Source organism: Bacillus sp. ok061 (assembly GCF_900108285.1).
Lineage (GTDB): Bacteria > Bacillota > Bacilli > Bacillales > Bacillaceae_G > Bacillus_A > Bacillus_A thuringiensis_S.
The window spans coordinates 1-24,701 of the sequence record NZ_FNUW01000035.1 but is presented as its reverse complement, the minus strand read 5'-3'; the positions used below and the strand labels follow the sequence as shown (position 1 = coordinate 24,701).

Below are 24,701 nucleotides of genomic sequence, written 5' to 3'. Positions count from 1 at the left end.
TCGTCATGTTTTTTATATTTGATTCTATACGGTCTGTGAAAAAACGGTTGTTACCAAGTTTGATTATAGTAATTTCTTTAATTATTGCATTTTCTTCAGCAATAGAATTTGTTAGTAATCTTTCGGGATATCGAAAAATGATGACGGTAGCAAATAATTTATCGACTAATAAAAATTTCTACGAGCTGTATGCAACACAAAATATAACGTTGTTTAGCAAAGAAAAAGCAAAAGATGACTATCAACATTTCATGAGAGGATTATCTAATACGATACCGATTACAAATATAACAAATTATTTGTTTCTTACATATTCATTTACCTTAAATAAAGAAAATAAAACGATAAAAACTTTGCTTGTGGATAAAGATATTAATAAATATTTTCATATACGTCTTTCGCAAGGAAGATATTTTGAGGAATCGGAATTTCATAAATCAGTATTTGATAGTAGACCTGTTATATTAGGGGCTAATTATAAAGGAAAGGCATCTATTGGTGATATCATACCATCTGGAAAAATGAAACTAAAAGTAATTGGCTTTTTAGAAAAAAATTCAGCATTTACATATCCTCGAAGCGGTGAAATATCGGATAATCGTATTACATTATTAGATGACATGGCGATTTTACCAATTGGAACAGAAGAAATAGAGTTCTATAGTGTAGACCTTTTATACAATGGGTTAATTATAGAAACAAATGAGAAGATAAATATGAATGAATTTCAAAAGAAAGTATTAAAGGTAACAGAAGGTAAGGGGTATTCGTATTATGTTACAAATCCGGATAAATTATTAGAAAATGAAAAGCAAGGCATTGATAATATGTCATATCCCTTATTATTAAGCGGTACAGTCTTATCTTTTTCATTTATATCTATTTTATTAACATCAATGGCCACGCTTTATATGGAACGTAAAAATATTTCTATTAAATCAGCATTAGGAGCAAGTACTTTTCAACTATGTCTTCCGTTTGTTATTGAGTATATGTTGTTATTCGTTTTATCTATATGTATAGGAATTATGTATTTTCAATGGGAGAATAGCGGAGTAATTGAAATTCAGAAAGGGCTAGAAAATAGTATATTATCTTTCTTTGGAACGTTAAAAGTCTCTATAGAATCATTGGTTGTTATAGTTGCTTTATCACTTGTAATGATCCTCGTTATATATGCAATCATTTATTTCAATGTACTAAAAATAAAAAATACATATATGAAAGAGGTGTTATAGATGATTCAGCTCGCAAATGTGGCTAAGGGATACGGAAAGAGTAATTTTAGTGCTTTAAAAGATATTAATCTTACAATAGAAAAAGGAGAAATGATAGCCATTATGGGACCATCTGGTTCAGGGAAATCAACCTTACTTAATATTATTGGCTTAATTGATAGCCCTTCTACTGGAAAGTATTTTTTAGATGGCATGGATACGAGTACATTAAAGTCAAACTATCATAAGTATAGAAATAAGGAAGTTGGATTTGTGTTTCAGAACTTTTCGCTACTAGATGATTATACAATTATTGAAAATGTAATGCTCCCGCTTATATATAGAAAAATTGCTCATAAGAAACGTATACAAATATCAAAAGAAATGCTTGAGATGGTAGGGCTGGAGAGGCATATTAACAAATATCCCCACGAATTATCTGGAGGAGAGCAGCAAAGAACGGCGATAGCAAGGGCTTTAGCACAAGACACAAAAATTATACTCGCGGATGAACCGACTGGTGCTCTCGATCAAGAAAACGGAGAAAAAATCATGAGCATTTTAAAAGAAATTAATAAACAAGGGAAAACGGTGCTAGTTGTTACACATGACCAAAAGGTAGCTGCATACTGCCAGAGGACGATACGTTTGCTTGATGGGTGTGTGGTATAATATGGATAAAAGTATGTGGAGAGGTGATACATATGGAAAATGTATATAAAGGGCTTAGACATACTGGATTTACTATGTTGCTTATTTTTGGTGGTGTATTTTTACTTCGCTGGTTTATTCATGATGAAATGCTATTAGATCAACTTATTGGTTTTAGTGTGGGCATAGTAATGGTTATTTTATCGGTTTTCATTCAAAAGTGCAGTAAAGAATTACAGGTAGAAGAGAAGTATTAAAAGGTTATAAGCACCTTCATATTTTGGAGATGCCTTTATAGTTTGAATAATTGTTGTAAAAGAAAAGTAGCGCATCGAATTTCGATGCGCTACTTTTTTATGTATAAAAAAATCCCTCTTTATGAGGGATTTTAATGTGGTAAGAATACCAATTGATAAGCGAACAAGATTCCGAATACATATACAAGTGGGTGAACAGAACGGAATTTACCTTTTGCCACTTTCATAAGTGGGTAGGAAATAAATCCAAGTGCGATACCTGTTGCGATACTTGATGTAAGTGGCATGCTTAAGATTACTAAGAATGCTGGGAATGCTTCATCAAATGCGTCCCAATCGATGTGGCGAACAGAGCCCATCATAAGACTACCAACGATAATTAATGATGGTGCAGTAATAGCTGATACACCAGAAACAGCACTTACTAATGGTCCGAAGAATGCTGCTAGTGCGAATAGAACAGCTACTGTAACAGTTGTTAAACCAGTACGACCACCAGCTGCAACACCAGCAGATGATTCAATGTAAGCTGTTGATGGTGTTGTTCCGAACATAGAACCAATTGTTGCTGAGAATGAGTCAGATAGAAGAGCTCGTCCTGCTTTTGGAAGCTTTCCGTCTTTCATAAATCCACCTTGTTGTGCAACGCCAAGTAATGTACCTGTTGTATCGAATAGTGTAACAAGGAAGAATGAGAATACAACGCCGTATAATCCGTAGTTAATTACGTCAGATACAGCAGTAATTGGATTTGAAACGATAATTCCTTCTGGTAATCCAGGCATTGATGTAACACCGTTTGAGAATGTTAATTGTCCTGTGAAGAAAGCGATAATACCAGTTAATAGCATGCCGATAAATAGTGCGCCATTTACATTTAAAGACATAAGGATAATAGTAATTCCAAGTCCAGCTAATGCTAGTAGAACTGGAGGAGAGTGAAGATCACCAAGTCCAACTAAGTTTGCATCATTTTTTGTAACGATACCTGTTAAACGTAAGCCGATAAAGGCGATAAATAGCCCGATACCAGCAGTAATTGCATGTTTTAAGTTTTCAGGAATTGCTTCCATTAATTTTGTACGGAAAGATGTAAATGATAGCAAAATTAAAATCATACCTGCTACGAATACAGCAGAGAATGCAATTGCGAAAGTCATGCCTTCATGCGCTTTTACAACAGAGTAAGAGAAGTAAGCATTTAATCCCATACCTGGCGCGATTGCGATTGGTAAGTTTGTAAAGATTGCCATAAATAATGTTCCGACAACAGCAGCAATAATTGTTGCTGTAAATGCTTGTTCAAATGGAACACCTGCATCTCCAAGGATAACAGGGTTTACGACAATGATATATGCCATTGTTAAGAAGGTAATAATACCTGCCATAATTTCAGTTTTAATAGAAGTTTTATGTTTTGAAAGGTTAAACATATAAACATCCTTTCTGTTTACGAATAATTTTCACAACAGTTATATATAATATTCGTTTTTTAACTATTTTGCAATAGCTTTGCATAAAAAGTTTATAACAATTCATATTTTGTGTCTTAAATTCGAATATTAATCGTAAACCAATGTGTGAATTTCAGCTTTTTATTGTGCACATGCTAAGAAAAAGGAGTTGAAAGTAGCTATGCCACAGCAAAAAAACTTTATAACAATGCCTGCGCAACATCAAAATAAGCAGCCTGGTATTGAATCATTAATGAGCCCCCTTCCGCAGTTTGAAGATCCAAATTATAAAGGAAGTGAAAAATTAAAAGGAAAGAATGTGTTAATTACGGGAGGAGATAGCGGAATTGGACGAGCAGTTTCCATCGCTTTTGCAAAAGAGGGAGCAAATATTGCGATTGCTTATTTAGATGAGGAAGAAGATGCAAATGAGACGAAACAACGTGTTGAAAAAGAAGGTGTAAAGTGTGTGTTGTTGCCGGGGGATTTGAGTAATGAACAGCATTGTAAAGATATTGTGGAAGAGACCGCCCGGCAGTTAGGTAGTTTAAATATTTTAGTAAATAACGTTGCACAGCAATATCCGCAGCAAGGGCTAGAGTATATTACAGCAGAACAGCTAGAAAAAACATTTCGTATTAATATTTTTTCTTATTTTCACGTTACGAAAGCAGCCCTTTCTCATTTGAAGAAAGGGGATGTCATTATAAATACGGCATCTATCGTTGCATATGAAGGAAATGAAACGTTAATTGATTATTCCGCAACGAAAGGAGCAATCGTAGCTTTTACAAGATCACTTTCTCAATCGGTAGTGCAAAAAGGGATTCGTGTAAATGGTGTTGCGCCGGGGCCGATTTGGACACCGCTTATTCCATCGAGCTTTGATGAGAAGAAAGTCTCTGAGTTCGGGAGCAATGTTCCGATGCAAAGACCTGGTCAACCATATGAATTAGCGCCAGCATACGTATACTTAGCGTCTGAGGATTCATCCTATGTTACTGGGCAAATGATACATGTAAATGGGGGCGTTATTGTAAATGGATAGTTTTCATTTATAAGAGCAAAGTAAAGTTAATTCCACTTATTATAGTGAGCGCTAGGGGGGATATAGATGAAAAAGTTATGTTTCGTCATACTATTATTTTTCATCCTACCGGTTAGTGCTTTTGCTGATACAGATCATTTAATATTAGTGAATCTTACGACAAACCAGTTGTCTTTTTTTGAAAATGGAAATTATACAAAAACATTCCCCGTAACAACTGGAAGAGATCGTACGCCTACGCCTGAAGGTAATTTTTGTATTATAACTAAATATAAAAATAAAGAATACCATCGAAAAAAAATAGCTGGGGGTGCACCAAATAACCCTCTTGGTACGAGATGGCTTGGGCTGGATAAGAATGAATATGCGATTCATGGGACAAATCGGGAATGGACGATTGGAAGTAGGGAATCAAATGGGTGTATTCGCATGCATGACAGGGATATACAATGGTTATATGATCGAGTCCAATTGCAAACAAAAGTAATCATTTCTCGTTTTCATACGAGCCCCGAATATGAAGCGAATAAGCTTGGTTATCGCGTTGTGAGCTGGAATGGTCGAAAAATAGAAGAAGAACAAATTGGACTACTTACGTTAGTAGACCGCGCGGATATATATTGGCAAGAGCCAAATGGACAGTTAACGAAAGTGAAAACGGTATTGCCAAATGAAAGATATCCAGTGTACTCAAAACGAAAAGATGGAATATATTATATAGGAAACAATTCGTATATTATAGATGAAACAGGAGAGAAAATTCGTTACGAGCAAATTCCTTCTTCGATTTTAAGTAATATATATAAACGGAAATACAATGTTCCGTAATGGCTACCGTATTATAGACGGTAGCTTATTTATACTTGGAGTTTAACTGCAACTATTGTATTTTGCTGAATATAATACAGTACAGATAGGGGGCGGTTATATTATGAAAAGTGAATTTGCGTTTAAAGTTTTCTTAGTAACGACCTGTTTATTTATCGTGTATTTATATGCGTTTCTCGTCTTTTCTTTTTATGTTCCATATGTTGATTTAATATTATTCTTCGGATTTATTTGGGCGTTTGTGAAAGCGAGGGAAGGAGAGAAGAGTATATATCGGCGCATTACCCTATGCGGGACGGCCGTTCTCGTTATTTTGTATTTTTTTATTATGCATGATTTTTGGAGAGGGATGTAAAAAAGCATACGATGAATCGTATGCTTTTTATGTTTAATATTTAGACTTAAATGTATGACAACAAGTCTCTACACTCGTTGCTACAGAACTTTCTAGCGTCTCGTTTGTTAAAACAGCAGCTGTATATGAATCATTTTCAGTTTGACCAGTTTCATCTGCATCAGGCTGAACGACGATCGCACTTGCTTGACAAAAGTTACCTTGTCCCCAAAAAGAACAGTTGGAAACAGAACATCTTACTTCTGGCATAAAGCCCCCTCCTTATACATTAGTGTGGGATTTTACACCCATTTCATGTGTAGAAGGAGTTTCCTTTTCTCGTTACTTTTTCGTTTGCTCAAGCCATTCTTTTAATTTATCTTTCGGCTGTTCACCGCTAATACGGCTCACTTCTTTGCCATCTTTAAAATGAATGATTGTTGGTGTTCCTTGAATTTTATATTCATCCCAAGGAGCATCTAATTTTTCAATATCCATAACTTTCATATCAACGTTTAAGTCTTTAGCCATTGGCACTAGGACAGGAGATAATTTTTGGCAATGAACGCAAGATGTTTGATAAAAGTATACTGTTTCTTCTTTTTTCTCTTTTAAGTTCTTTTGAAGATCTGAAAGAGAAATTTTATTTGTGTAGTAGTCAGGACCGTTTGTCTTACTTTCAGCAGGATTATCAATTTTCTGGCTAGTTGAAGCGTTTTTTTCTTCCATTTGTGTTACAGCGAAAATTGCCGCAAACAAGGCGATAATAATACCACCAAATATAAGCATTTTTTTCATTCTTTCATCTCCTTATTTGTTTTTGATGACAATAAAGCTACAAACAGCGATTGTAATAAAGCCGATAAGTGCTAAAAACGGGATTGTCACAAAGCCGAACCAGTTTATGTATTCTCCCGTACATGGTACACGTCCACAAGCTGCCCCAGCGGCTGAAAATGCTGCGACTTTTTGAATTGCATAGTGATATAAAGAAATACAAGCACCAATAGTTGCGATTGGTAAAGAATAATTTGCGATGCGATAGTCTTTCTTTGCCACAGCGATACCGAGCCATAAAACGAATGGATACATAAAAATACGTTGATACCAACAAAGAACACAAGGCTCAAATTTCATGATTTCGGAAAAGTACAGACTTCCTAGTGTAGCAATAAAAGAAGCTCCCCATGCGGTAAGTAAAGCATATTCTTGCTTTTTTTCTCGTCCCATATTTTATACCTCTCTTATAATAGTTACATACTAAATTATAGTATGAAGTGGTATGGAAAAGAAAGAAAAAATATGTTTATCAATAAAAGTTTTATAAGGAGAAACTTTTATTGATATAAATATTTTAAAAAAGCGCCATTCTCCGGAAGAGAATAGCGCTATAGTTTACATTTGAATTTGTTCTACTTCTTCTACATGCGACTTTTGGGATGCGTGGTCAATATATTGAAATAGGAGCTGCAATTGTTTATCAACTTCTGGGAGTTCTTTACTGTATTGATAAGCGTGTAAAAAATGCTCAATACGCTTAGAAAATAATTGATCGTTCGTTTGAACCATGAGAACGAGTAATTTATCCCAATTACAGCAATACGTGTAATAGAGAGCTTTATCATAGTCGTTATATGTTTGCACTGTGTACCCTCCTTACCGAGAGTTATATATAGTGTGTGATAAGTAAGGAGAAATACACTTGAAAGAATTTGTTAAGAAAAAAAGTGAATGAAAAGAAAAAACGAGGAGTTTCCTCGTTTTTTAAGCTTTTGGCATTGGCGTAGGTGTTGGTTTGCCATAGCCTTCTTTGTATTTATTATCGATATAGTTACGAATTTCAAGCGTTGATTTTCCTTTTTGTTTCATGGAAGCAGATTCAACTGCGATTTCTAGGCAATTGACGCAAGTCGTTGCATGGGAGTCCCAAACAACTTCACCATTCTTTTTAATTTCACGAATAAAGCAGTTTTTATTATTTTTATGTCCTACACTTTCACCGCAACCACAATAGCATGGAATCCAATCTAATAGCTCTGCATTTTGTCCAGCGACGGTGTAGATATCTTTCATTTGTGGATCAAGCTTATCTAGGAAGGTCGGAAGTGTGTCGACTCCTTTTGTTTTCTCTTGAATGTCAGCTTGCTGAGTGTGCGATGCGTGGTCATGTTCTTCTTTTTTTGATTCAGAAGATTTTTGGTCATTTGTACCAGTACTTCCGCATCCAGCAAGAATTAAGCTTAGTACTGCAAGTAAAGAAAATACATACTTTTTCATTCGCTTGTCCCCTTTACAAATGTATTAATCAAATTGTATCAGACTAAGGGACACCTAGGGAGAAGTTTTTTTTGAACGATTTTTGAAGTGCCATCGTAGTGAATGAAATAAAAATAAAATAGGGATATAAGCGTATACAATATATAAACCCGCTTGAGATAGTACGGTATTTAATGTGTTGATACTTTCACGGTTTGTGAAAAGTAGAGAAGCTGAAAATATGATGAAAATAAAAAACGGTAATGTAAATTTAAATGAAATATGAAAGGAACGCTTCATCGTTTGACATGATGACCAAATGGTTAAGCAGAGGTTTGGTAAAATAATTAAAAACCAAACGAAAATAATAATATATTCAAAGCGCTGGATAAAAGGAACTTTAATTATTTTTAACATCGTTAAAGTAGGCCAAATAGTACGGTTTAATTGTCCCTCGCTGTAATACATAAAAGATACGATAGCTAAAACTACATAAATTAAGGTGCTAAAAGCAATTCCAGCATGGGCCCATCGCTTTAAAGATTTTCCTTTTTCAATAAAGGGATAAAAGATAAGAATTGTTTCAAACCCCAGAAATTCCAATGCGGATTGTTTTGCAGATATAAGCATGTCAAAAGGTGAATGTGTAAAAATAGGTAAAATATTACGGAAATGAGCATATTTCATTGGATAGATTAAAAAGAATACAACGAAAATAGGAAGAACAATACCCCAAAAACATATCCCTGTCACAGAACGGAAGCCACCTTTTATAATGTAGTAAGTGACTAATAAAAACATAAGCGTAAGTTTCCATAACTTAATGGTAGGGAAAATCCAAACTTGTATCACTTCCATATATGTACGAAGAACAGTAAGGCAAAATAATAAGCAATAAAGAGTGAAAATTACAGAAAATATAGAGCCAAACCACTTTCCAAAGGTTGTTGTATGAATGCTAATTAAATCTCCGTCTTTTTCAAGCATTTTTAACATACAAAACAGCACAATATGAGTTGTAATTCCCGCAATAATAAGAGAAATCCAGGCATCATAACCAGCGTTTTTTAAAATTACACGTTGATATCCGAGAATTCCTATACCAATCTGGAGAGAATGCAATAAAATAAATGCAAAATATGGAGAGACTGTCTTTGTTTTATTCATTGTATTCATTGCTTATTTCACCTCACTATTCTCCGATTCCAGATTGTACAATATTAAGATCTAAATTTATATCCACCGCTACATTTTTATACATATTTCGAATTTGTTTTATATTCCATTTTCTCGTATGGCTTCTAATTTCATCTCGTATTCCTAAAGGATCAATTTCCTTTTCTTGAAATTGTTTTATTAAATCTTCACAGTCTTTTTTGACATTTCGTTCAATTTGTTTTTTTATATAGTTGATATTTGTTTTTTTTCTTAGATCAATCCAATTAGGAGAGTTTTTAATTAATCCATTTAATTTTAAATGGATTTTTACTTTTGGTATGTCGCCAGTTTGATCTATATCATACTTATTTTCCCCAGCTAAGTTTTGTATAACAACCATACCTTTATGTTTATCCTTTGTTATCGCTGCTTCGTAACGTCCATTTTTCGTAGGGTTAATAAGTAATTTTGCTAAAACAGAATGTCTTTTATCCGTATACATGACGACTTTATCGCCTTTTAAAAAGGCAAGTCCTTTGACAGCGACAGAATGATTATCGTCCATTTTAATATAAGGAACATAGGCATCACATACAGAAGAGTAATAATTATATAAAAAAATGTTTAATTCAGTTTGTGGAATGTTCTCATTTCTTATATTTTGCTCGAGTAAATCAGCAATATATAAAGACCCATTTTTTTTTCCGTAATTTAAAAGCTCTTCAGCCGATCCATCTACAATTGCTAGTTGTACATCACGCCCGATATTTGGGTCACGTTGTAAGTTAGTAATAATTTCTCCCATTCCGCGTTCTCCTAGAGCCTTTCCAAATAGGACAACACGCATTTGACCTACAACAACATTGTGAGGAGATTTCGCATTCAATCGTGAAGCAATTGTTTCAAGTGAACGGGCAGATGTTGTTTGAGTCTCTGGCTTAGACTTTACACCATGTGTGTACTCTGGGAATAGAATAGTTCCTTGGAATCTTTTGTTTTTTGTGATGTCAAATCCAGCAATATGAATAATACGCTGTGCATCCACTATATACGTTTGTGTACAGCCAGTTTGTAAAACGAAGAAGATAATGATAAGGTGCAATAAAACTTTTTTCATTCATTCTCACCATCACGTTTTTGCTTCGATTTGTTTGGATTATAGCGCCATTTTGATTTTGGTCTAAGAAAAGAAGGTCTTTGTGCCGTTTGACTAAATGGTAATCGAAGAAAACCTTCTGCTGTACCTAAACCACGAAATGGATATAAAGGTAATAAATAAGGTGATCCAAGTGATTTTAATTTAATTAAATGAGCTAAAATAAATACAAATCCGACAATAAGGCCTAATCCTCCGAACGCACCGGCTAAAAGAATAAGCGGAAAGCGTAATAATCGAATAGTAGAAGACATCTTTACGGTTGGTGTTGTGAATGATGCAAGAGCGGATAAAGCAACTGCAATTAATAAAATTGTACTTGTCAAAGCCGCTTCAACAGATGCTTGGCCAATTACAATCCCCCCAACAATCCCAATCGTTTGTCCGACTTTTGTCGGTAAACGCGCTCCTGCTTCACGAAGCAATTCAATTGTAATTTCTAAAAAGAGTGCTTCTAGAATAGGAGGGAAAGGTACGTTAGCTCTCGAGAAAATAATAGGACCTAGTAAATCGGCAGGAATCATTTGATAATGATATGTTAAAGCCGCTGTATAAATAGCGGAGGAAAAAAGAGAAAATATAGCTCCGAAAAAACGAATAATACGAAAGAACGATCCAATCATCCACGGTAAATAATAATCTTCTGGTGAAATGAAAAAATCCAGTAACGTTGTTGGTCCTGATAAAGCATATGGAGAGCCATCTGTTAAGATTAAAACTTCCCCGTTAATTAATGCAAATACAGCTCGATCTAATCGTTCTGTAGGTAATAGAACAGGAAAAGGTGAATTGCTATTATCACTAATAAATTGCTCAATCATAGTTGAATCAAATGGGACATCAAAGTCAATGTCTTCTAGCCGTTGAAGTGCGGTGTTGACAAATTGTTCATTTGTAATTCCTTCTATATAAGCAACTGCTACTTTCGTTTTTGATATAGATCCGACGGTAACTTCTTTAAAAATGAGTTGCTCCGTTACGATATTTCGGCGTAATAAGTGGATATTTGTATCAAGGTTTTCAACGAAACCGATTTTAGGCCCGATTACGCTATACTCATTTTCTGTATCGTTATATAATCGTTTTCCTAAAACAGTACTTTCGGCACGAATTAAAGCATATTGATCAGGATTCGAATTGTTTTTTAAGCGTATTAAAATATATCCACCTAATAATTTTTCACGAATATTATCAATAGAAGGGGAGGTAATAATGTCTTCAATAGAGATGATATTACATAAATCAGAGATGTTTTGGATTTGTTCCGATTCCTTTTTTATAGGAGTTAAAATGAATTGTTTAATAATAAGTGCTTCCACGACAGATTTATAATAAAACAGGCACAACGTTTCATCTTTAAGTATGTTATAAGAGACAAAATCGCTTGATTCTTTCATGGTTTGTATAAATTCTGGAATAGAACAAATTGTTTTTGTATTAGTCTTTTTTGATTTCTTAGATGATAAACCGAACATTTTCTCACCCCTAACATACGTCATTTACTTGTGTTAGTTTTTGGGAAAGACGGGAATTTATACTTCAAAGTTGAAAGTTTATAAAGAAAAGGAAGAGTAGTGAATACCTCTTCCTTTGTGGCGTGTTAATTTGTTTTCGTTTCTTTAATAGACTTCACTAATTTCATCATTTCCGTTCTTATATCTTCTCTTTTTACATTTAATTTTTCGGCGATTTGTTTCATGTCCATTCCGTCTTTTTTCATTTTTAATACATCATCAAGAGGGGTATTACTCTTTTGAGAGATGATTGTTAACACAGTAAGATGACGCAATTTGATGTTATATTCTTTCATTTTTTGTTTTAGCTGCTCCGGTGTGGATTTTTGCATAGTTGCTAACTGTTGTAGCAGTGCTTGCTTTGTTTCTTTACTCATATGATGCTTTTTCAGCTTACTTGGATCTACACCGAAATGCTCGGCTGTTTTCTCCCAAGATTTATTTTGCTTATAGTAAGATAAAACATCTTTTATTTCTTTTTTACTAATTCTTGCAATGTGAGCAGCTCTCCAAATTTCATGTTTGTTGTAGCCAAGTTTTTCTAGCGATTGCATTTCTTCTTCTGAAATTGGTTTATGGTGATGCATTGTTACTTCTTTTGGCGTGGCAGCGGAAGTAGGGAAGGTGGATATCCCGCATAATAATGCTGCCATAGTCATACTTACTACGATTTTTTTGTACATGTAAACTCCTCCTAGATGGATAATGTGGAAAACTGTACACATATCATTTCCATAAAATGTGAAATACTTGTGAACAAGTTAAGTTTTTTTATTCACAGCATGAAATGACGTTTTTAGAAGTTTTCCAACATAAAACATTGATTAATAGTAAAAAACTAAGGTATAATCGAAATTGAAAATCAATATCAATACTAACAATAAACTTATACATATAGATAAAAATAAGGGAGAGATAAATATGACTACATATACTTCCATCGCTAATGTGATTAAAGAAAGGCGTTCTGTACGTACATTTACAGATAAAGCAGTAGAAAAAGATTTATTAATTGAACTATTAAACGATGCAACATGGGCACCAAATCATAAACACCGTGAGCCATGGAATTGTAAATTATACATTGGGGACGGCCGCAAGAAATTAGTAGACGCAGTATTAAACTCTTTCACAGAAGAAGAAAGAGCGAAACGCGGTAAAATTTTATCAGATCGTTTCTTAAGCACGCCTGCACAAATCGTTGTTTACATGAATGAAGACCCACGTCAAATTCAACGTGACGAAGATTACGCTGCAACATGTGCATTTATGCAAAACTTTCAGCTTCTTGCTTGGGAACGTGGATTAGGTTGTGTTTGGAAATCAGGCGGATTAAACTATAATCCATTATTTATAGAAGGACTTGGTTTAACAAGAGGTCAACGTATCGTTGGAATTCTTCACCTTGGCTATTTCGATAAAGCACCAGAAGGAAAAGCTCGTACTCCGATTACGGAGAAGATGGAGATTATTGAAGGTTAATAGATAAGACATTCTCGTTTTTGCGGGGGTGTCTTTTTATTATGCAATCAATCCTCATGAAAGCTTGTTCTCCATCATACACTTTCTTAAGGGAAAGTGTAAGGAGGGAAAATAATGAGAGCAAGTGACGATAAAGCACTGCAATATGCGATTGCGGAAATTACGGAAATTGCGACTGGATTTGGGCTTGATTTTTATCCGATGCGTTATGAAATATGTCCAGCGGAAATTATTTATACATTTGGTGCATATGGGATGCCGACGCGGTTTTCACATTGGAGTTTTGGAAAACAGTTTTTCAGAATGAAATTACAATACGATTTAGGTCTTAGTAAAATATACGAACTCGTTATTAACTCTGATCCATGTTACGCCTTTTTATTAGATACGAACTCTTTAATTCAAAACAAATTAATTGTAGCGCACGTTTTAGCACACTGTGACTTTTTCAAAAATAATATTCGTTTTTCAAATACGAAGCGAGATATGGTAGAAAGTATGGCGGCAACAGCGGACCGTGTTAAAGCATATGAGCATAAGTATGGAAAGGAAGAGGTAGAAACATTTTTAGATGCCGTACTTGCCATTCAAGAGCATATTGACCCATCGATTATGCGTCCAAAACTTGCGTGGAGTATTGAAGATTTAGAAGAGGATGTAGAAAAGAAAAAGATATCACAGTACGATGACTTATGGAATTTAGATGATCGAAACAAAAAGAGAGAACGACCTAATATGCATAAAAAGAAGAAAATTCCGCCGCAACCAGAGAAAGATTTACTCCTCTTCATTGAAGAATATAGCCGTGAGCTAGAAGATTGGCAGCGAGACATATTAACGATGATGCGCGAGGAAATGCTATATTTCTGGCCGCAGCTTGAAACAAAAATTATGAATGAAGGCTGGGCATCATACTGGCATCAACGCATACTCCGTGAAATGGACTTAACATCTTCTGAAGCGATTGAATTCGCAAAGCTTAATGCAGGTGTAGTTCAACCATCTAAAACAAGTATTAACCCATACTACCTCGGTATTAAAATGTTTGAAGATATAGAGGAGCGCTACAATAACCCGACAGAAGAAATGAAACGACGCGGTGTAAAACCAGGATCTGGCCGTGACAAAATCTTTGAAGTACGCGAGATCGAATGGGATGTATCATTCTTAAGGAACTACTTAAACAAAGATCTCGTAATGAGAGAAGATATGTACTTATTCCAGCGCCAAGGAAAAGAATATAAAGTAATAGATAAAGAGTGGGAACATGTACGTGATCAGCTTGTAAATATGCGTACAAATGGTGGCTTCCCGTACTTAGTAGTAGAAGATGGTGACTACTTAAAGAACGGAGAGTTGTACATTAAACATAGTTATGAAGGAATTGAGCTCGATTTAAAATACTTAGAAAAAGTACTGCCATACATTCATCAGTTATGGGGAAGAACGGTGCATATGGAGTCAATTGTGGAGAGTAAGGGCGTTGTGTTCTCTTATGATGGGAAGATGGTGCATCGGAAGTATGTGTGATGAAAAGAACGGACGTAGAATTCTATGTCCGTTCTTTTTATTTGGAACAAGGTTAAATATGCTATTCTTGAAAAAAGGGAGTTACATAGAGAAATGGAGCGATTCAAATGAGCAAAATAGGGGTATGCAAGATGGATATTACGCCTCCTGTAGGTATTGATTTTGTCGGATATTACAGAGAGACAGGAATAAATAATATTGAAGAGCATATTTATGGGACAGTTTTTGTATTTGAAAAAGATGAAATGAAAACTGTGTTTATAAGTATTGATAATATTGGGATGTTAGTAGAAGATACGAATATTATTCGTGAGCGAGTAGCGAGTACGCTTCATGTGCCATTTGAGCGAATAACAGTTGTTTATACACATACACATTCTGGTCCAGAAACAGTCGGTGAGCAACCTTTAGTAAAGTCGTATAAAACGATTTTAGTAAATAATGTAGTGCAAGGTGCGGTTACTGCGAATAACAACTTGAAGCTATGTGAAGTTGGCTGGGGTGTTACGACAGGTGATATTGGGGTCAACCGAAGAGAGAGAACATCTGATGGAAGAGCAAAGATGGGAACAAATATAGAGGGTGTTGTAGATAAACGAATTGGTATGCTAGCAATAAGAAATGCTGAAACGAAGGGGCTATCTGGGATTGTAGTATTTTGTACGGCGCATCCGAATGTTTTAAAAGGTGATAGCGATGTATTGTCAGCGGATTATCCGGGAATGACGAGAGAGATTCTTGAAAAGATTGTAAACTGTCCTGTTATTATTGTGCAAGGAGCTGCTGGTAATGTAAATGCGAAGTATCGTGGTTCAAGAGAAGCATTAAAGAAAATGGCTTATACACTTAGTGGACATGTATTAACGATGTTGCCAACAGTTGTATATAGCCCAATTGTAAATTTAAGAACAATTTCGAGTACGATACAAATGAAGTTGAAAGATATTCCTGAAATGAATGAGATACGAAGCATGGCTCAATTGGCGAAGAGGCAGTGGGGTGTGAATACAGATGAATGGCTTACTATCATTCTAGAGAAATATAAGCAAGGTATTCGGCAGTTACGTATTGATTTAGAAGTTCAACTGTTTCAAGTTAATGATGGTATGTTCTCTGGTATACCGATGGAACCTTTTTCAGAGACTGCGTTAGAAATGAAAGAGAGTCTTCAAAATGAAATAGTCTTTCTTGGTGGATATACGAATGGATATATTGGTTATTTACCGACAAGGGAAGAGTTTACATATGGTGGATACGAAGTAGAGCTAAACCCTGTTGTATATGGGCCTGTTACGAATTTATTGATGCCACCGGAGGAAAATACTGCGGAGCTAATTGTGAAGAAGGTTATGGGTTTATGTAATAAAATTAAGATTTAATGAGACAGATTTTTGAACGCAGAGTAAAGAATATGACTCATTGTTTGATTTTGTTAAGTCAACGTAAATAATAATGATAATCATTGTTATTTACGTTGACTTCTAAAAAAAGAAAAACTAGAATTTATAAAGGGATCTTCAATTGTTCGCTATCATTTGTATAGGAGGTAAGTTATGTTGGATAGCTTTATTTCTATAAGATGTAGGTTGGCTCTTTATAGTTTTGGTGTTCTTTTTATCTTTTTTTGTATAGTATTTTTTGTGAATCAGAAGGTGTATGCAGAAGATGTACCGTGGACATCAGTTTCAAATGAGGGAGAACGTGTACTTTTTCAAGAACAATCTTTGTATAGTAATGATCGAAGGGGAGAAGATCTTGTTTCACCTTCATTTGAAGGGCGTAAACATAATAGGGAAGATTGGGGAGCCTTTTTAGAAAATACAAAGTTAAATTATTCACCTAACATTCTTACCTATTCTGTTATAGGAATAGATGATCGAATACGGGTTAATGATACAACTTCATATCCGTATAGCGCCATAGTCCATATAGCAACTCAGTATAATAGCGGAGAAATTTATGGATGTACAGGGGCACTAATTAGTAAAGATACAGTGCTGACAGATGGACATTGTATTTACAATAAAGAAATTGGTGGATGGGCGACAAATGTTATTGTAACTCCAGGACGTAATGGAGGACAAGCACCATATTTACCATATAAAGGAACAAAACTTTACTCGGTAAGTGGATGGACTGATAATGAAAATTCAAATTATGATTATGGAACGATTAAATTAAATGGGTCTCCTGGAGATTATACAGGTTGGTTGGGATATAGAACTACCTATGTAGATTCACCAAAAGGTTTACTTGCGGTGATTCCTGGATATCCAGCTGATAAGGTAGGAAATGAACGTTACACAATGTGGAGAGACTATGGTCCAATTGAAGGCGTTAACCCTAGAATTTTAACATATAAGATTGATTCTTATGAGGGGCAAAGTGGATCACCTGTATACCATTATTTTGATACAGGTATCAAAATAATAGCTATTCATACAAGAGGAAATAAAAATAAGAATTCTGGAAATCGGATAACAGACAATGTGTTTAATAATATTAAAAAATGGTCTGAATAAATATAGTAATTCTATTTGGATTTTGTATTGCATATTGGTCATAATCATGATGTCTAGTTATATAGCAAATAACGAGGAGAATGTTAGTAAAGTTGTTAATCCTATAACTTTCTGTGTTCAAAATAAAGAGAAACAACAGATAAAAGACTTTGAAATTATGCTTATAAAAGATGAATCACCTCAGCCTAGTAAAGAAATCGTGATTTCAATAGGGAAAACTAATCAAGAAGGAAAATTGATTTGGAAGACTCCTAGAAAAGGAAAGTATATAATTTTACTGCCGAATAATGAGAAAAAAGAGATTGTGATTAATGATAGAAATGTAGTTGAATTAATAATGATTAACGTAAATTAATAAAAATAGGCCGAAACCAATTATATGGTTGATTCGGCCTATTTTTATATGATTTAGAAAAAGTGTGAAGTAAGTATAAAATTTAGGCTAAAAATTAAAAACTTTACGACATACCCTTTAGGGTATATGATATTATACAAAGTTACAAAGTAATGTATAATATAGTTATAAATACGGAGGTGGTCTACAGTGGAATATAATCAAGATATGAAAAATAGATTGAAACGCATTGAAGGTCAAGTTCGTGGTGTGCTTCGTATGATGGAAGAAGGAAAAGATTGCCGAGAAGTTATTACACAGTTAACGGCATCTCGTTCTGCCCTTGATCGTACAATTGGACTCGTTGTTGGAACGAATTTAGAGCATTGTTTACGTGAACAGTTTGAAAGTGGCAATGGTTCAAATGAAGAGTTAATTAAAGAAGCTGTTCAATTACTTGTAAAAAGCCGATAATCTGTCAAACGTAAGTGTTGACAGATTTTCAAAAACATTTTAATATACCCCTACAGGTATATGTATATAAATTGTGGAGGAATCGATTATGAGTATAAAAGTGGATATGAGTTTAGATTGTAAAGGTTTGGCTTGTCCGATGCCTATTGTGAAAACGAAGAAGGCGATAGAAGGATTAGCACCAGGGCATACGATTGGAAGTACGTCATTCATTGTAGATGATTCTTATTTATTATCAGGCGATATTTTATTTGTAGATTCAATCGGGCGTCCTGATCTTGCTGGTAAGGCTGAAGATTGGGTGAGTGATTTAAGAAATACGTTATATACATTTTATAAGGAACTGTCTCAAGATTTAATTGTTTTACCAGCTCATTATTCAAAAATAAGTGAAATGGATGAAAGAGGCATTGTGAGTGCGAGCTTACAAGATCTATTTAAAGAGAATGTAGGGTTAAATATTGCTGATGAAGTAGAGTTTCGTAAAACTGTGACAGAAAACTTACCGCCACAACCAAATGCATATGAAGAAATTCGTCAAACGAATATGGGGAAAATTCATCCGAGTGTGGAAGAAGAGCGTGAAATGGAGATTGGTCCAAATCGCTGTGCAGTGCATGAGTCATTATAAAAATAACAAATTGGAGGAATTGATGATGAATATAAAACAAGTATTAGATGCGAAGGGTTTAGCATGTCCAATGCCAATTGTAAGAACAAAGAGAGCAATGGATGCTTTACACACTGGAGAAGTGTTAGAAATACATGTAACGGATAAAGGGTCAATTAAGGATATTCCAGCGTGGGCAAATAAAATTGGTCATGACATCGTAAAGCATGTAGAAGAAGCTGATGTGCTGAAGTTTTGGATTAAGAAGGCGTAGGAAAAAATATTGTTATAAATGCAGAGAGGGTGGTTATATGAACACAATAGTAAGTACGCTTTTCATTGTACTTGCTGCATGGTTTGTTATTTCACGATTTTTACCAGTGAAAGGTGTGCAAAATATCAGTGGAAAAGAATTAAAGAATATAGTGGAAAAAAAGGAGAAACAACTTATCGATGTTCGTACAGTAGGTGAATATAGAGGAAATCATATGAAAGGATTTCAGAATATCCCGTTAAATGAGTTAGCTAGTAAAGCAAATCAATTAGATAAAAATAAGGAAGTAATCGTTATTTGTCAGAGCGGGATGAGAAGTAAGCAAGCAGCAAAGGTATTAAAGAAATTAGGGTTTCAGCACGTTATGAATGTTTCAGGTGGTATGAACGCTTTGTAAGGAAGGAATAGAAAAATGAAAGAAATAACAGCGAAAGAAGTAGAGGAAAGATTGTTACGAAATGAAGAGTTACATGTAATTGATGTTCGTGAAGTAGAAGAAGTGGCGGAAGGAAAAATGCCAGGAGTGATTCCTATTAGGTTAGGATTACTAGAGTTTCGAATGCATGAGTTGGATAAAAACAAAGAGTATATTATCGTTTGTCGCTCTGGCGGAAGAAGTGCAAGAGCAGTTCAGTTTTTAGAGAGCTACGGTTTTCAAGCAATCAATATGGTAGGTGGTATGTTAGCGTGGGAAGGTAAAGTCGTATAAGAATGGGGTAAATGATTTCAGCTTTTTATAAACAAATAAATACCCCTATAGGTAATTGGAGGGAGAACAACATGGAACAACAGAATAAGACAACAATCGTTTTATTTAGCGGAGATTATGATAAAGCGATGGCTACTTATATTATTGCAAATGGTGCAGCGGCGTATGATCAAGAGGTGACTATTTTTCATACTTTTTGGGGATTAAATGCTTTAAGGAAAGATGAACATGTGAATGTAAAGAAAACATTTATAGAAAAAGTGCTTGGAAAAATGATGCCGCGCGGTGCTGATAAGATGGGATTATCAAAAATGAATTTTGCAGGTATGGGACCAAAGATGATTAAAGGTATTATGAAAAAACATAATGCGATGCCTTTACCAGATTTAATAGATTTGGCGAAAGAACAGGGGATTAAACTTGTAGCTTGTCAAATGACAGTAGATTTATTAGGGTTAAAAGAGGAAGAGATTATGGAAGGGGTAGAGTTTGCAGGTGTAGGGGCATATTTAGCAGATGCTTCGGACGGGAATGTGAACTTATTCATTTAAATCACCTTCTTTTTAGAAGGCGGGGGATATAAGGTGAGTTTAGTCGTATTACTTTTTATAATTGGGTTTATAGGATCGTTTATATCAGGAATGGTTGGAATTGGCGGTGCGATTATTAATTATCCGATGATCTTATACATTCCGGCATTGCTAGGATTTGCGGGATATACATCACACGAAGTGAGTGGTATTACAGCGGTGCAAGTATTCTTTGCAACTTTTGCAGGGGCATGGGTCTATCGGAAAAGTAATGATATGGATAAAACATTAGTTGTGTATATGGGAGCTAGTATATTAATAGGAAGTTTTATAGGAAGTTTTAGTGCAAATCTACTAAATGAACATGCTGTAAATGTTGTTTATACAGTATTAGCGACCATTGCAGCTATGATGATGTTTGTACCGAAGAAAAATAATAGCGGAGCAGTTAATTATAATAAATGGTTAGCAAGTGTGTTAGCGTTTATTGTAGGAGGTGTTTCCGGTATTATTGGGGCTGGCGGTGCATTTCTTCTAGTTCCTATTATGCTAGTTATTTTAAAATTACCACTGCGCATGACGATAGCAACTTCTATTGCTATTACGTTTATTTCCTCAGTAGGGATTACGACTGGAAAAGTGATAACTGGGCAAGTAGTTGTAATTCCAGCCCTTATTATTGCGGTTGCAAGTATCTTTGCTGCGCCGCTTGGAGTGCGAGTTGGGAAGAGGATAAATCAAAAAGTACTACAATATATGTTATCGATTTTAATTGTCGGCACTGCTGTTAAGATGTGGATCGATATGATATCAAAATAAAAGGATGGTGCTGCTTACAGCCCATCCTTTTATTTATTGCCCGTAAACCTCACGGATTATAGTTTTACTTTATGCCCAAATAACTTTCATTAAGTTTTTATATTCGTCATTTGCTAATTTATATAGCATTCTCGTATGTTCAAAGACAAGTGCTGGATTAAAGTTTGGTTCTGAGAATGCAAGAGATGCTGAAATATCAATTGCGTTTTGCTTGTTTAATGTGAATTTTGCAAAGCGATAAGATGTGTTTAATTCATTGATGACATGTAAAATATCATTTGTTGATGTTGCATCAGGCACGTGAGCAACATTGAAGCAGTATATATCCACCGTAGGATGTTCGTTTTGGAAAGCGGCGATAAGTTGAATTTTTGCGCCAGCTTCTGTCTCTAATCCTACTGAAAAATGAACAGAGCCATCATTTTCATCTATATTTTCTTCCATGTATATATCGTTGGATTTTAAGTAGTCTTTAAAATCTGAGATGTTATGTTTTACTGCAGCTTTCATATGTATGAGCCCCCTGATAATTGGAATAGATTGCTACTATTTATTATAATTTAAAAATATTAAAAAAGATAGTTAGAAAGTTCTGATTTTTGATTCTGAAGAAATAAAAAGAAGCCGTACTCTACCTCCATAGAGTACGGCTTCTTTACTATTCATTGTCGTTAGACGATGTTTCTGTATCTTCACTGCTATTTTTGTTCTTATTTTTCACTTCATTGTTACTTGATCCGCGTTCACTTGAATTTTCAGACTTAGATTCTTTTGTCTTTTTCGAATCAGAGTCTGAGTCAGACTTTGTATATGCAGGTAGCCCAAGATGAGTACGAAGTTCATTTGTAACATTAGCTAATTCTTTTTTATCTGGATTGTAGTAGTAAGTTCGACCACCACCAGCAGATTTGCTACATGTATCGTCACCTTTTGCCATATAGCAATCATCACCTTGGATTTGTAATTTCTCAATTTCCGAATCCGATCCGTACTTATAGAATGAAAGCATATCATCAAATGTTAAGTTTGTAACGAATTGTCCGTTAATATCATCAATGATGTTGCCAACTTTTGTTACAGAACCAGCATTTGTTAGTTTCTTTAAAATAGCTTCGATAACGAGTTGTTGACGTTGTCCACGCATTGCATCACTATCGATGTGTCTTGTTCTAGCAAGAGCAAGAGCTTCTTCGCCATTTAACTTTTGAACACCTTTTTCTAGGTGAATTGCCTCAGCATTATCATTGCTATCTTGCTCAGTAAATTCAACTGGTACATCAACTTCAACACCGCCCAAGTCATCGACGATTTTTATAAATGATTTAAAGTTAAATTTCACAAAATAATCGACAGGAACATTCATTAATTTTTCAACTGCATCAATGCTTGCTTGTGGTCCACCATTTTTCCCGTTTTTAGCAGAACCGAATGCATGAGCGTGTGTAATTTTATCTTTTTTCTTTTCTATTGGAATATAAGTATATGTGTCACGTGGGATACTTAATAGTTTAACAGTTTTGCTATCTTTATTAAATGTTGCAAGTAAAAGCGCATCTGTTCTTATAGCTTCCCCATATTCTTTTCCTCGGACATCGCTTTCATCAACACCCATTATTAAAACAGAGACGTTATTTGTAATAGGTTTTACAGCTTTATCTCGTAAATCTGATTTATCACCGCGTGCTAAATCGTGTGCGGCATTTCGAACAGCAGAAGATGCTTTATTTACTAAAAACCAAGTATAACCGCCGCCTATTAATAGAACGAATAGTATAGCGCTTATAATAATTTTTATTTTTTTCTTGTTTTTTTTCGGGTTACTGCGTGTATTTTCTTGCAAAGATGGGTTTTGCTCCATTTCCTGTACTCCTTCATTTGGATTGAAATACGACACTCATATCCACTTATTATAATGAAATTTAGCGAAAAAAAACATTACAAATCATTTACATTTCGTAAAAATTCAATTTATTTATAAAAAGTCAGATTTTCTATATATTCTTTTTTAGATGTAGAATAAGTATAAGGGCTTTTAGTAGAAATGAAAACATATATTATGAGAAAGTGATAGGGAAGTAAGATTTGTTGAAATATAGCCAAGAAGAAATGAGTAGGTTTACTTGTTTCTTCTATATAATAAAGAAGAATTTGACGGATAAAGGAGAGGACATAATGAATCATACATCATTCCGAGCAATCGTTGTGAACGAAACAGAAAATAAGCAGTTTGTAAGAAACGTTGTCGAGAGAGAAGTAAATAGTTTGCCTGAGGGGGACGTATTAATACAGGTTCATTATTCTTCATTAAATTATAAAGATGCGCTTTCAGCTACTGGTAATAAAGGTGTTACGAGAACATATCCTCATACGCCAGGAATTGATGCAGCAGGGGAAGTTGTGAGTAGTGAAGATGCTACTATTAAGGTAGGAGATCAAGTCATTGTAACGGGATATGATTTAGGGATGAATACTTCTGGTGGTTTCGGAGAATATATTCGCGTGCCGACATCTTGGATTGTCCCTTTACCAGAGGGAATGTCATTAAAGGAAAGTATGATGTATGGGACAGCAGGTTTTACTGCTGCTTTGTCGGTATATAAGCTTATTGGAGTAGGAATCAAGCCTAGTATGGGAGATGTTTTAGTAACGGGTGCTACAGGCGGCGTAGGCAGTGTAGCTGTTAGTATATTAAGTAAGTTAGGGTTTAACGTAGTAGGAGCGACAGGAAAAATGGAAGAGGAAGATATGCTACTACGTCTAGGAGCGAAAAAAGTGATTCATCGCGCGGAATTGAATGATGAATCAGGAAGACCGATGTTAAAAGGGATATACGCCGGAGTTATCGATACTGTAGGTGGACGTATGTTAGAAACAGCTTTAAAAACAGTAAAGTATGGTGGTTGTGTAACGACATGCGGTAATGTGGCAGGCCAGGAACTACAAACAACGGTATATCCGTTTATTTTACGAGGCATAAGCCTTTTAGGGGTAGATTCAGTGCAATGTCCAGTAGATGTGAGAAGAGATGTGTGGACATTGTTAGCGGATGAGTGGGAAAATTCAAAGTTAGCGTCTTATACAGAAGAATGTACATTAGAAGAATTAGATGAGAAGTTTGTACTTATATTGCAAGGAAAGTTAAAAGGAAGAACAGTTGTTAAAATAAAGTGAAAAAAGAGACGCTTAATGTAGCGTCTCTTTTCTCAGAGTGTTGGGAAACCCTTTAGGGTTCCCCACACTCTGGAATCATTTTGATTTTAGCGAATAAAAACAACATAAAATAATAGAGTTTCAAAAAAATAGCCCTCCACCAGACCTTTTTTGGTCAGATGGAGGGCTATTTTTTTCATGTTTTGACAAGTTGCGGTAAGATAAGCCTGCATTTGGACAGACTTCAGCCCCCGAAATCGAGCATATCGATAGCCATGTAGTTCTTTGGCGTCCGCAAAGCTTCGCTCTATAGTTGAACAGCGTACTTTGTACAACTTTTTCCCTGTAACTGTTAGTTTGTTTTTTCTAGCGATATCCTTATATTTCTCCCATA

Annotated in this window: 30 protein-coding genes and 2 pseudogenes; 19 read left to right on the top strand and 13 right to left on the bottom strand. The window is 34.9% G+C overall.

Features of this window, described 5'->3' with window-relative positions; translation table 11 throughout:
- Positions 1 to 5: 5 nt before the first annotated feature.
- From C4S65_RS29185 to C4S65_RS29175, 3 genes are read left to right on the top strand one after another with little or no spacing between them, the layout of a single operon-like run.
- Positions 6 to 1,238: an ABC transporter permease gene (locus C4S65_RS29185; protein WP_000465080.1), complete on the top strand. Its 1,233-nt coding sequence runs from the start codon at positions 6 to 8 to the stop codon at positions 1,236 to 1,238.
- The gene (locus C4S65_RS29180; protein WP_000615292.1) at positions 1,239 to 1,889 is read left to right on the top strand and encodes an ABC transporter ATP-binding protein; all 651 of its coding nucleotides are present in this window, start codon (positions 1,239 to 1,241) and stop codon (positions 1,887 to 1,889) included.
- Between the two features lie 32 nt (positions 1,890 to 1,921).
- Positions 1,922 to 2,125 (top strand): hypothetical protein, encoded by a 204-nt coding sequence (locus C4S65_RS29175; protein WP_000432820.1) that lies wholly within the window; start codon positions 1,922 to 1,924, stop codon positions 2,123 to 2,125.
- Positions 2,126 to 2,256: 131 nt separating this feature from the next.
- Here the strand turns inward: C4S65_RS29175 and C4S65_RS29170 are convergent, their stop codons facing one another.
- Entirely contained in the window at positions 2,257 to 3,558 is a 1,302-nt protein-coding gene (locus C4S65_RS29170) for an NCS2 family permease (RefSeq protein ID WP_061667654.1), read from the bottom strand.
- 202 nt (positions 3,559 to 3,760) lie between these two features.
- Here C4S65_RS29170 and C4S65_RS29165 point away from each other — a divergent pair, with 202 nt between their 5' ends.
- The 3 genes from C4S65_RS29165 (at position 3,761) to C4S65_RS29155 (ending at position 5,810) form a co-directional block, all read left to right on the top strand.
- Positions 3,761 to 4,627: an SDR family oxidoreductase gene (locus tag C4S65_RS29165; RefSeq protein ID WP_098328715.1), complete on the top strand. Its 867-nt coding sequence runs from the start codon at positions 3,761 to 3,763 to the stop codon at positions 4,625 to 4,627.
- 66 nt (positions 4,628 to 4,693) lie between these two features.
- The gene (locus tag C4S65_RS29160; RefSeq protein WP_061667653.1) at positions 4,694 to 5,455 is read left to right on the top strand and encodes a L,D-transpeptidase; all 762 of its coding nucleotides are present in this window, start codon (positions 4,694 to 4,696) and stop codon (positions 5,453 to 5,455) included.
- 103 nt (positions 5,456 to 5,558) lie between these two features.
- Positions 5,559 to 5,810 (top strand): hypothetical protein, encoded by a 252-nt coding sequence (locus tag C4S65_RS29155; RefSeq protein WP_000834195.1) that lies wholly within the window; start codon positions 5,559 to 5,561, stop codon positions 5,808 to 5,810.
- A 33-nt stretch (positions 5,811 to 5,843) separates the two neighbouring features.
- On the opposite strand, the gene C4S65_RS29150 is transcribed toward C4S65_RS29155, so the two are convergent.
- From C4S65_RS29150 to C4S65_RS29110, 9 genes are all read right to left on the bottom strand, one after another.
- Positions 5,844 to 6,059, bottom strand: a complete 216-nt coding sequence (locus tag C4S65_RS29150; protein ID WP_098838711.1) for a DUF1540 domain-containing protein — start codon at positions 6,057 to 6,059, stop codon at positions 5,844 to 5,846.
- Positions 6,060 to 6,131: 72 nt separating this feature from the next.
- Complete coding sequence (locus C4S65_RS29145; RefSeq protein WP_061667652.1) at positions 6,132 to 6,587, bottom strand: thioredoxin family protein; 456 nt, start codon at positions 6,585 to 6,587, stop codon at positions 6,132 to 6,134.
- Positions 6,588 to 6,599: 12 nt separating this feature from the next.
- Entirely contained in the window at positions 6,600 to 7,019 is a 420-nt protein-coding gene (locus C4S65_RS29140; RefSeq protein ID WP_000532261.1) for a disulfide oxidoreductase, read from the bottom strand.
- A gap of 165 nt (positions 7,020 to 7,184) precedes the next feature.
- Positions 7,185 to 7,433, bottom strand: a complete 249-nt coding sequence (locus tag C4S65_RS29135) for a YhdB family protein (protein ID WP_001195459.1) — start codon at positions 7,431 to 7,433, stop codon at positions 7,185 to 7,187.
- A gap of 120 nt (positions 7,434 to 7,553) precedes the next feature.
- On the bottom strand, positions 7,554 to 8,066 hold the full coding sequence (locus C4S65_RS29130; protein ID WP_000761026.1) for a PCYCGC domain-containing protein: 513 nt from the start codon (positions 8,064 to 8,066) through the stop codon (positions 7,554 to 7,556).
- A gap of 54 nt (positions 8,067 to 8,120) precedes the next feature.
- Positions 8,121 to 9,221 (bottom strand): GerAB/ArcD/ProY family transporter, encoded by a 1,101-nt coding sequence (locus C4S65_RS29125; protein ID WP_061667651.1) that lies wholly within the window; start codon positions 9,219 to 9,221, stop codon positions 8,121 to 8,123.
- Positions 9,222 to 9,237: 16 nt separating this feature from the next.
- Positions 9,238 to 10,320: a Ger(x)C family spore germination protein gene (locus C4S65_RS29120; protein WP_098838710.1), complete on the bottom strand. Its 1,083-nt coding sequence runs from the start codon at positions 10,318 to 10,320 to the stop codon at positions 9,238 to 9,240.
- Positions 10,317 to 11,834, bottom strand: coding sequence for a spore germination protein (locus C4S65_RS29115; protein ID WP_097820846.1), 1,518 nt, complete (start codon positions 11,832 to 11,834; stop codon positions 10,317 to 10,319). Before C4S65_RS29115 ends, C4S65_RS29120 begins: the two co-directional genes overlap by 4 nt.
- A gap of 125 nt (positions 11,835 to 11,959) precedes the next feature.
- Positions 11,960 to 12,556, bottom strand: coding sequence for a hypothetical protein (locus C4S65_RS29110; protein WP_141528180.1), 597 nt, complete (start codon positions 12,554 to 12,556; stop codon positions 11,960 to 11,962).
- Between the two features lie 238 nt (positions 12,557 to 12,794).
- Between C4S65_RS29110 and C4S65_RS29105 the strand changes: the two genes are divergently transcribed.
- The 12 genes and pseudogenes from C4S65_RS29105 (at position 12,795) to C4S65_RS29050 (ending at position 21,157) form a co-directional block, all read left to right on the top strand.
- Positions 12,795 to 13,355, top strand: a complete 561-nt coding sequence (locus C4S65_RS29105; protein WP_061667649.1) for a nitroreductase — start codon at positions 12,795 to 12,797, stop codon at positions 13,353 to 13,355.
- A 114-nt stretch (positions 13,356 to 13,469) separates the two neighbouring features.
- Positions 13,470 to 14,885 carry a stage V sporulation protein SpoVR gene (gene spoVR, locus C4S65_RS29100; protein WP_061667648.1) on the top strand — a complete coding sequence of 472 codons (1,416 nt, stop codon included), beginning with the start codon at positions 13,470 to 13,472 and terminating at the stop codon, positions 14,883 to 14,885.
- Between the two features lie 107 nt (positions 14,886 to 14,992).
- Positions 14,993 to 16,264, top strand: coding sequence for a neutral/alkaline non-lysosomal ceramidase N-terminal domain-containing protein (locus C4S65_RS29095; protein ID WP_042972344.1), 1,272 nt, complete (start codon positions 14,993 to 14,995; stop codon positions 16,262 to 16,264).
- A 174-nt stretch (positions 16,265 to 16,438) separates the two neighbouring features.
- Positions 16,439 to 17,407 carry a serine protease gene (locus tag C4S65_RS29090; protein ID WP_141551119.1) on the top strand — a complete coding sequence of 323 codons (969 nt, stop codon included), beginning with the start codon at positions 16,439 to 16,441 and terminating at the stop codon, positions 17,405 to 17,407.
- The gene (locus C4S65_RS29085) at positions 17,373 to 17,762 is read left to right on the top strand and encodes a DUF2606 family protein (protein ID WP_000335659.1); all 390 of its coding nucleotides are present in this window, start codon (positions 17,373 to 17,375) and stop codon (positions 17,760 to 17,762) included. Before C4S65_RS29090 ends, C4S65_RS29085 begins: the two co-directional genes overlap by 35 nt.
- Positions 17,763 to 17,951: 189 nt before the next feature.
- The gene (locus tag C4S65_RS29080; protein ID WP_000456202.1) at positions 17,952 to 18,215 is read left to right on the top strand and encodes a metal-sensitive transcriptional regulator; all 264 of its coding nucleotides are present in this window, start codon (positions 17,952 to 17,954) and stop codon (positions 18,213 to 18,215) included.
- A 76-nt stretch (positions 18,216 to 18,291) separates the two neighbouring features.
- Positions 18,292 to 18,846 (top strand): annotated as a pseudogene (locus tag C4S65_RS29075) (sulfurtransferase TusA family protein); the annotation flags it as partial.
- A gap of 22 nt (positions 18,847 to 18,868) precedes the next feature.
- Positions 18,869 to 19,099, top strand: coding sequence for a sulfurtransferase TusA family protein (locus C4S65_RS29070; protein ID WP_003306356.1), 231 nt, complete (start codon positions 18,869 to 18,871; stop codon positions 19,097 to 19,099).
- Positions 19,100 to 19,136: 37 nt separating this feature from the next.
- Positions 19,137 to 19,496, top strand: coding sequence for a rhodanese-like domain-containing protein (locus C4S65_RS29065; protein ID WP_001092537.1), 360 nt, complete (start codon positions 19,137 to 19,139; stop codon positions 19,494 to 19,496).
- 15 nt (positions 19,497 to 19,511) lie between these two features.
- Entirely contained in the window at positions 19,512 to 19,808 is a 297-nt protein-coding gene (locus tag C4S65_RS29060; protein ID WP_000659148.1) for a rhodanese-like domain-containing protein, read from the top strand.
- A 71-nt stretch (positions 19,809 to 19,879) separates the two neighbouring features.
- Positions 19,880 to 20,359 (top strand): DsrE/DsrF/DrsH-like family protein, encoded by a 480-nt coding sequence (locus tag C4S65_RS29055; protein WP_097820843.1) that lies wholly within the window; start codon positions 19,880 to 19,882, stop codon positions 20,357 to 20,359.
- 33 nt (positions 20,360 to 20,392) lie between these two features.
- Entirely contained in the window at positions 20,393 to 21,157 is a 765-nt protein-coding gene (locus C4S65_RS29050) for a sulfite exporter TauE/SafE family protein (protein WP_061667642.1), read from the top strand.
- A gap of 69 nt (positions 21,158 to 21,226) precedes the next feature.
- Here the strand turns inward: C4S65_RS29050 and C4S65_RS29045 are convergent, their stop codons facing one another.
- Together C4S65_RS29045 and C4S65_RS29040 are read right to left on the bottom strand one after the other, a co-directional pair.
- Positions 21,227 to 21,667: a hypothetical protein gene (locus tag C4S65_RS29045; protein WP_000642361.1), complete on the bottom strand. Its 441-nt coding sequence runs from the start codon at positions 21,665 to 21,667 to the stop codon at positions 21,227 to 21,229.
- A 148-nt stretch (positions 21,668 to 21,815) separates the two neighbouring features.
- The gene (locus tag C4S65_RS29040; RefSeq protein ID WP_000437429.1) at positions 21,816 to 23,015 is read right to left on the bottom strand and encodes an LCP family protein; all 1,200 of its coding nucleotides are present in this window, start codon (positions 23,013 to 23,015) and stop codon (positions 21,816 to 21,818) included.
- Positions 23,016 to 23,242: 227 nt separating this feature from the next.
- Here C4S65_RS29040 and C4S65_RS29035 point away from each other — a divergent pair, with 227 nt between their 5' ends.
- The gene (locus C4S65_RS29035; protein WP_141551120.1) at positions 23,243 to 24,328 is read left to right on the top strand and encodes a YhdH/YhfP family quinone oxidoreductase; all 1,086 of its coding nucleotides are present in this window, start codon (positions 23,243 to 23,245) and stop codon (positions 24,326 to 24,328) included.
- Positions 24,329 to 24,403: 75 nt separating this feature from the next.
- Here C4S65_RS29035 and C4S65_RS29030 read toward each other — a convergent pair.
- Positions 24,404 to 24,701, bottom strand: a pseudogene (locus C4S65_RS29030) (transposase); the annotation flags it as partial.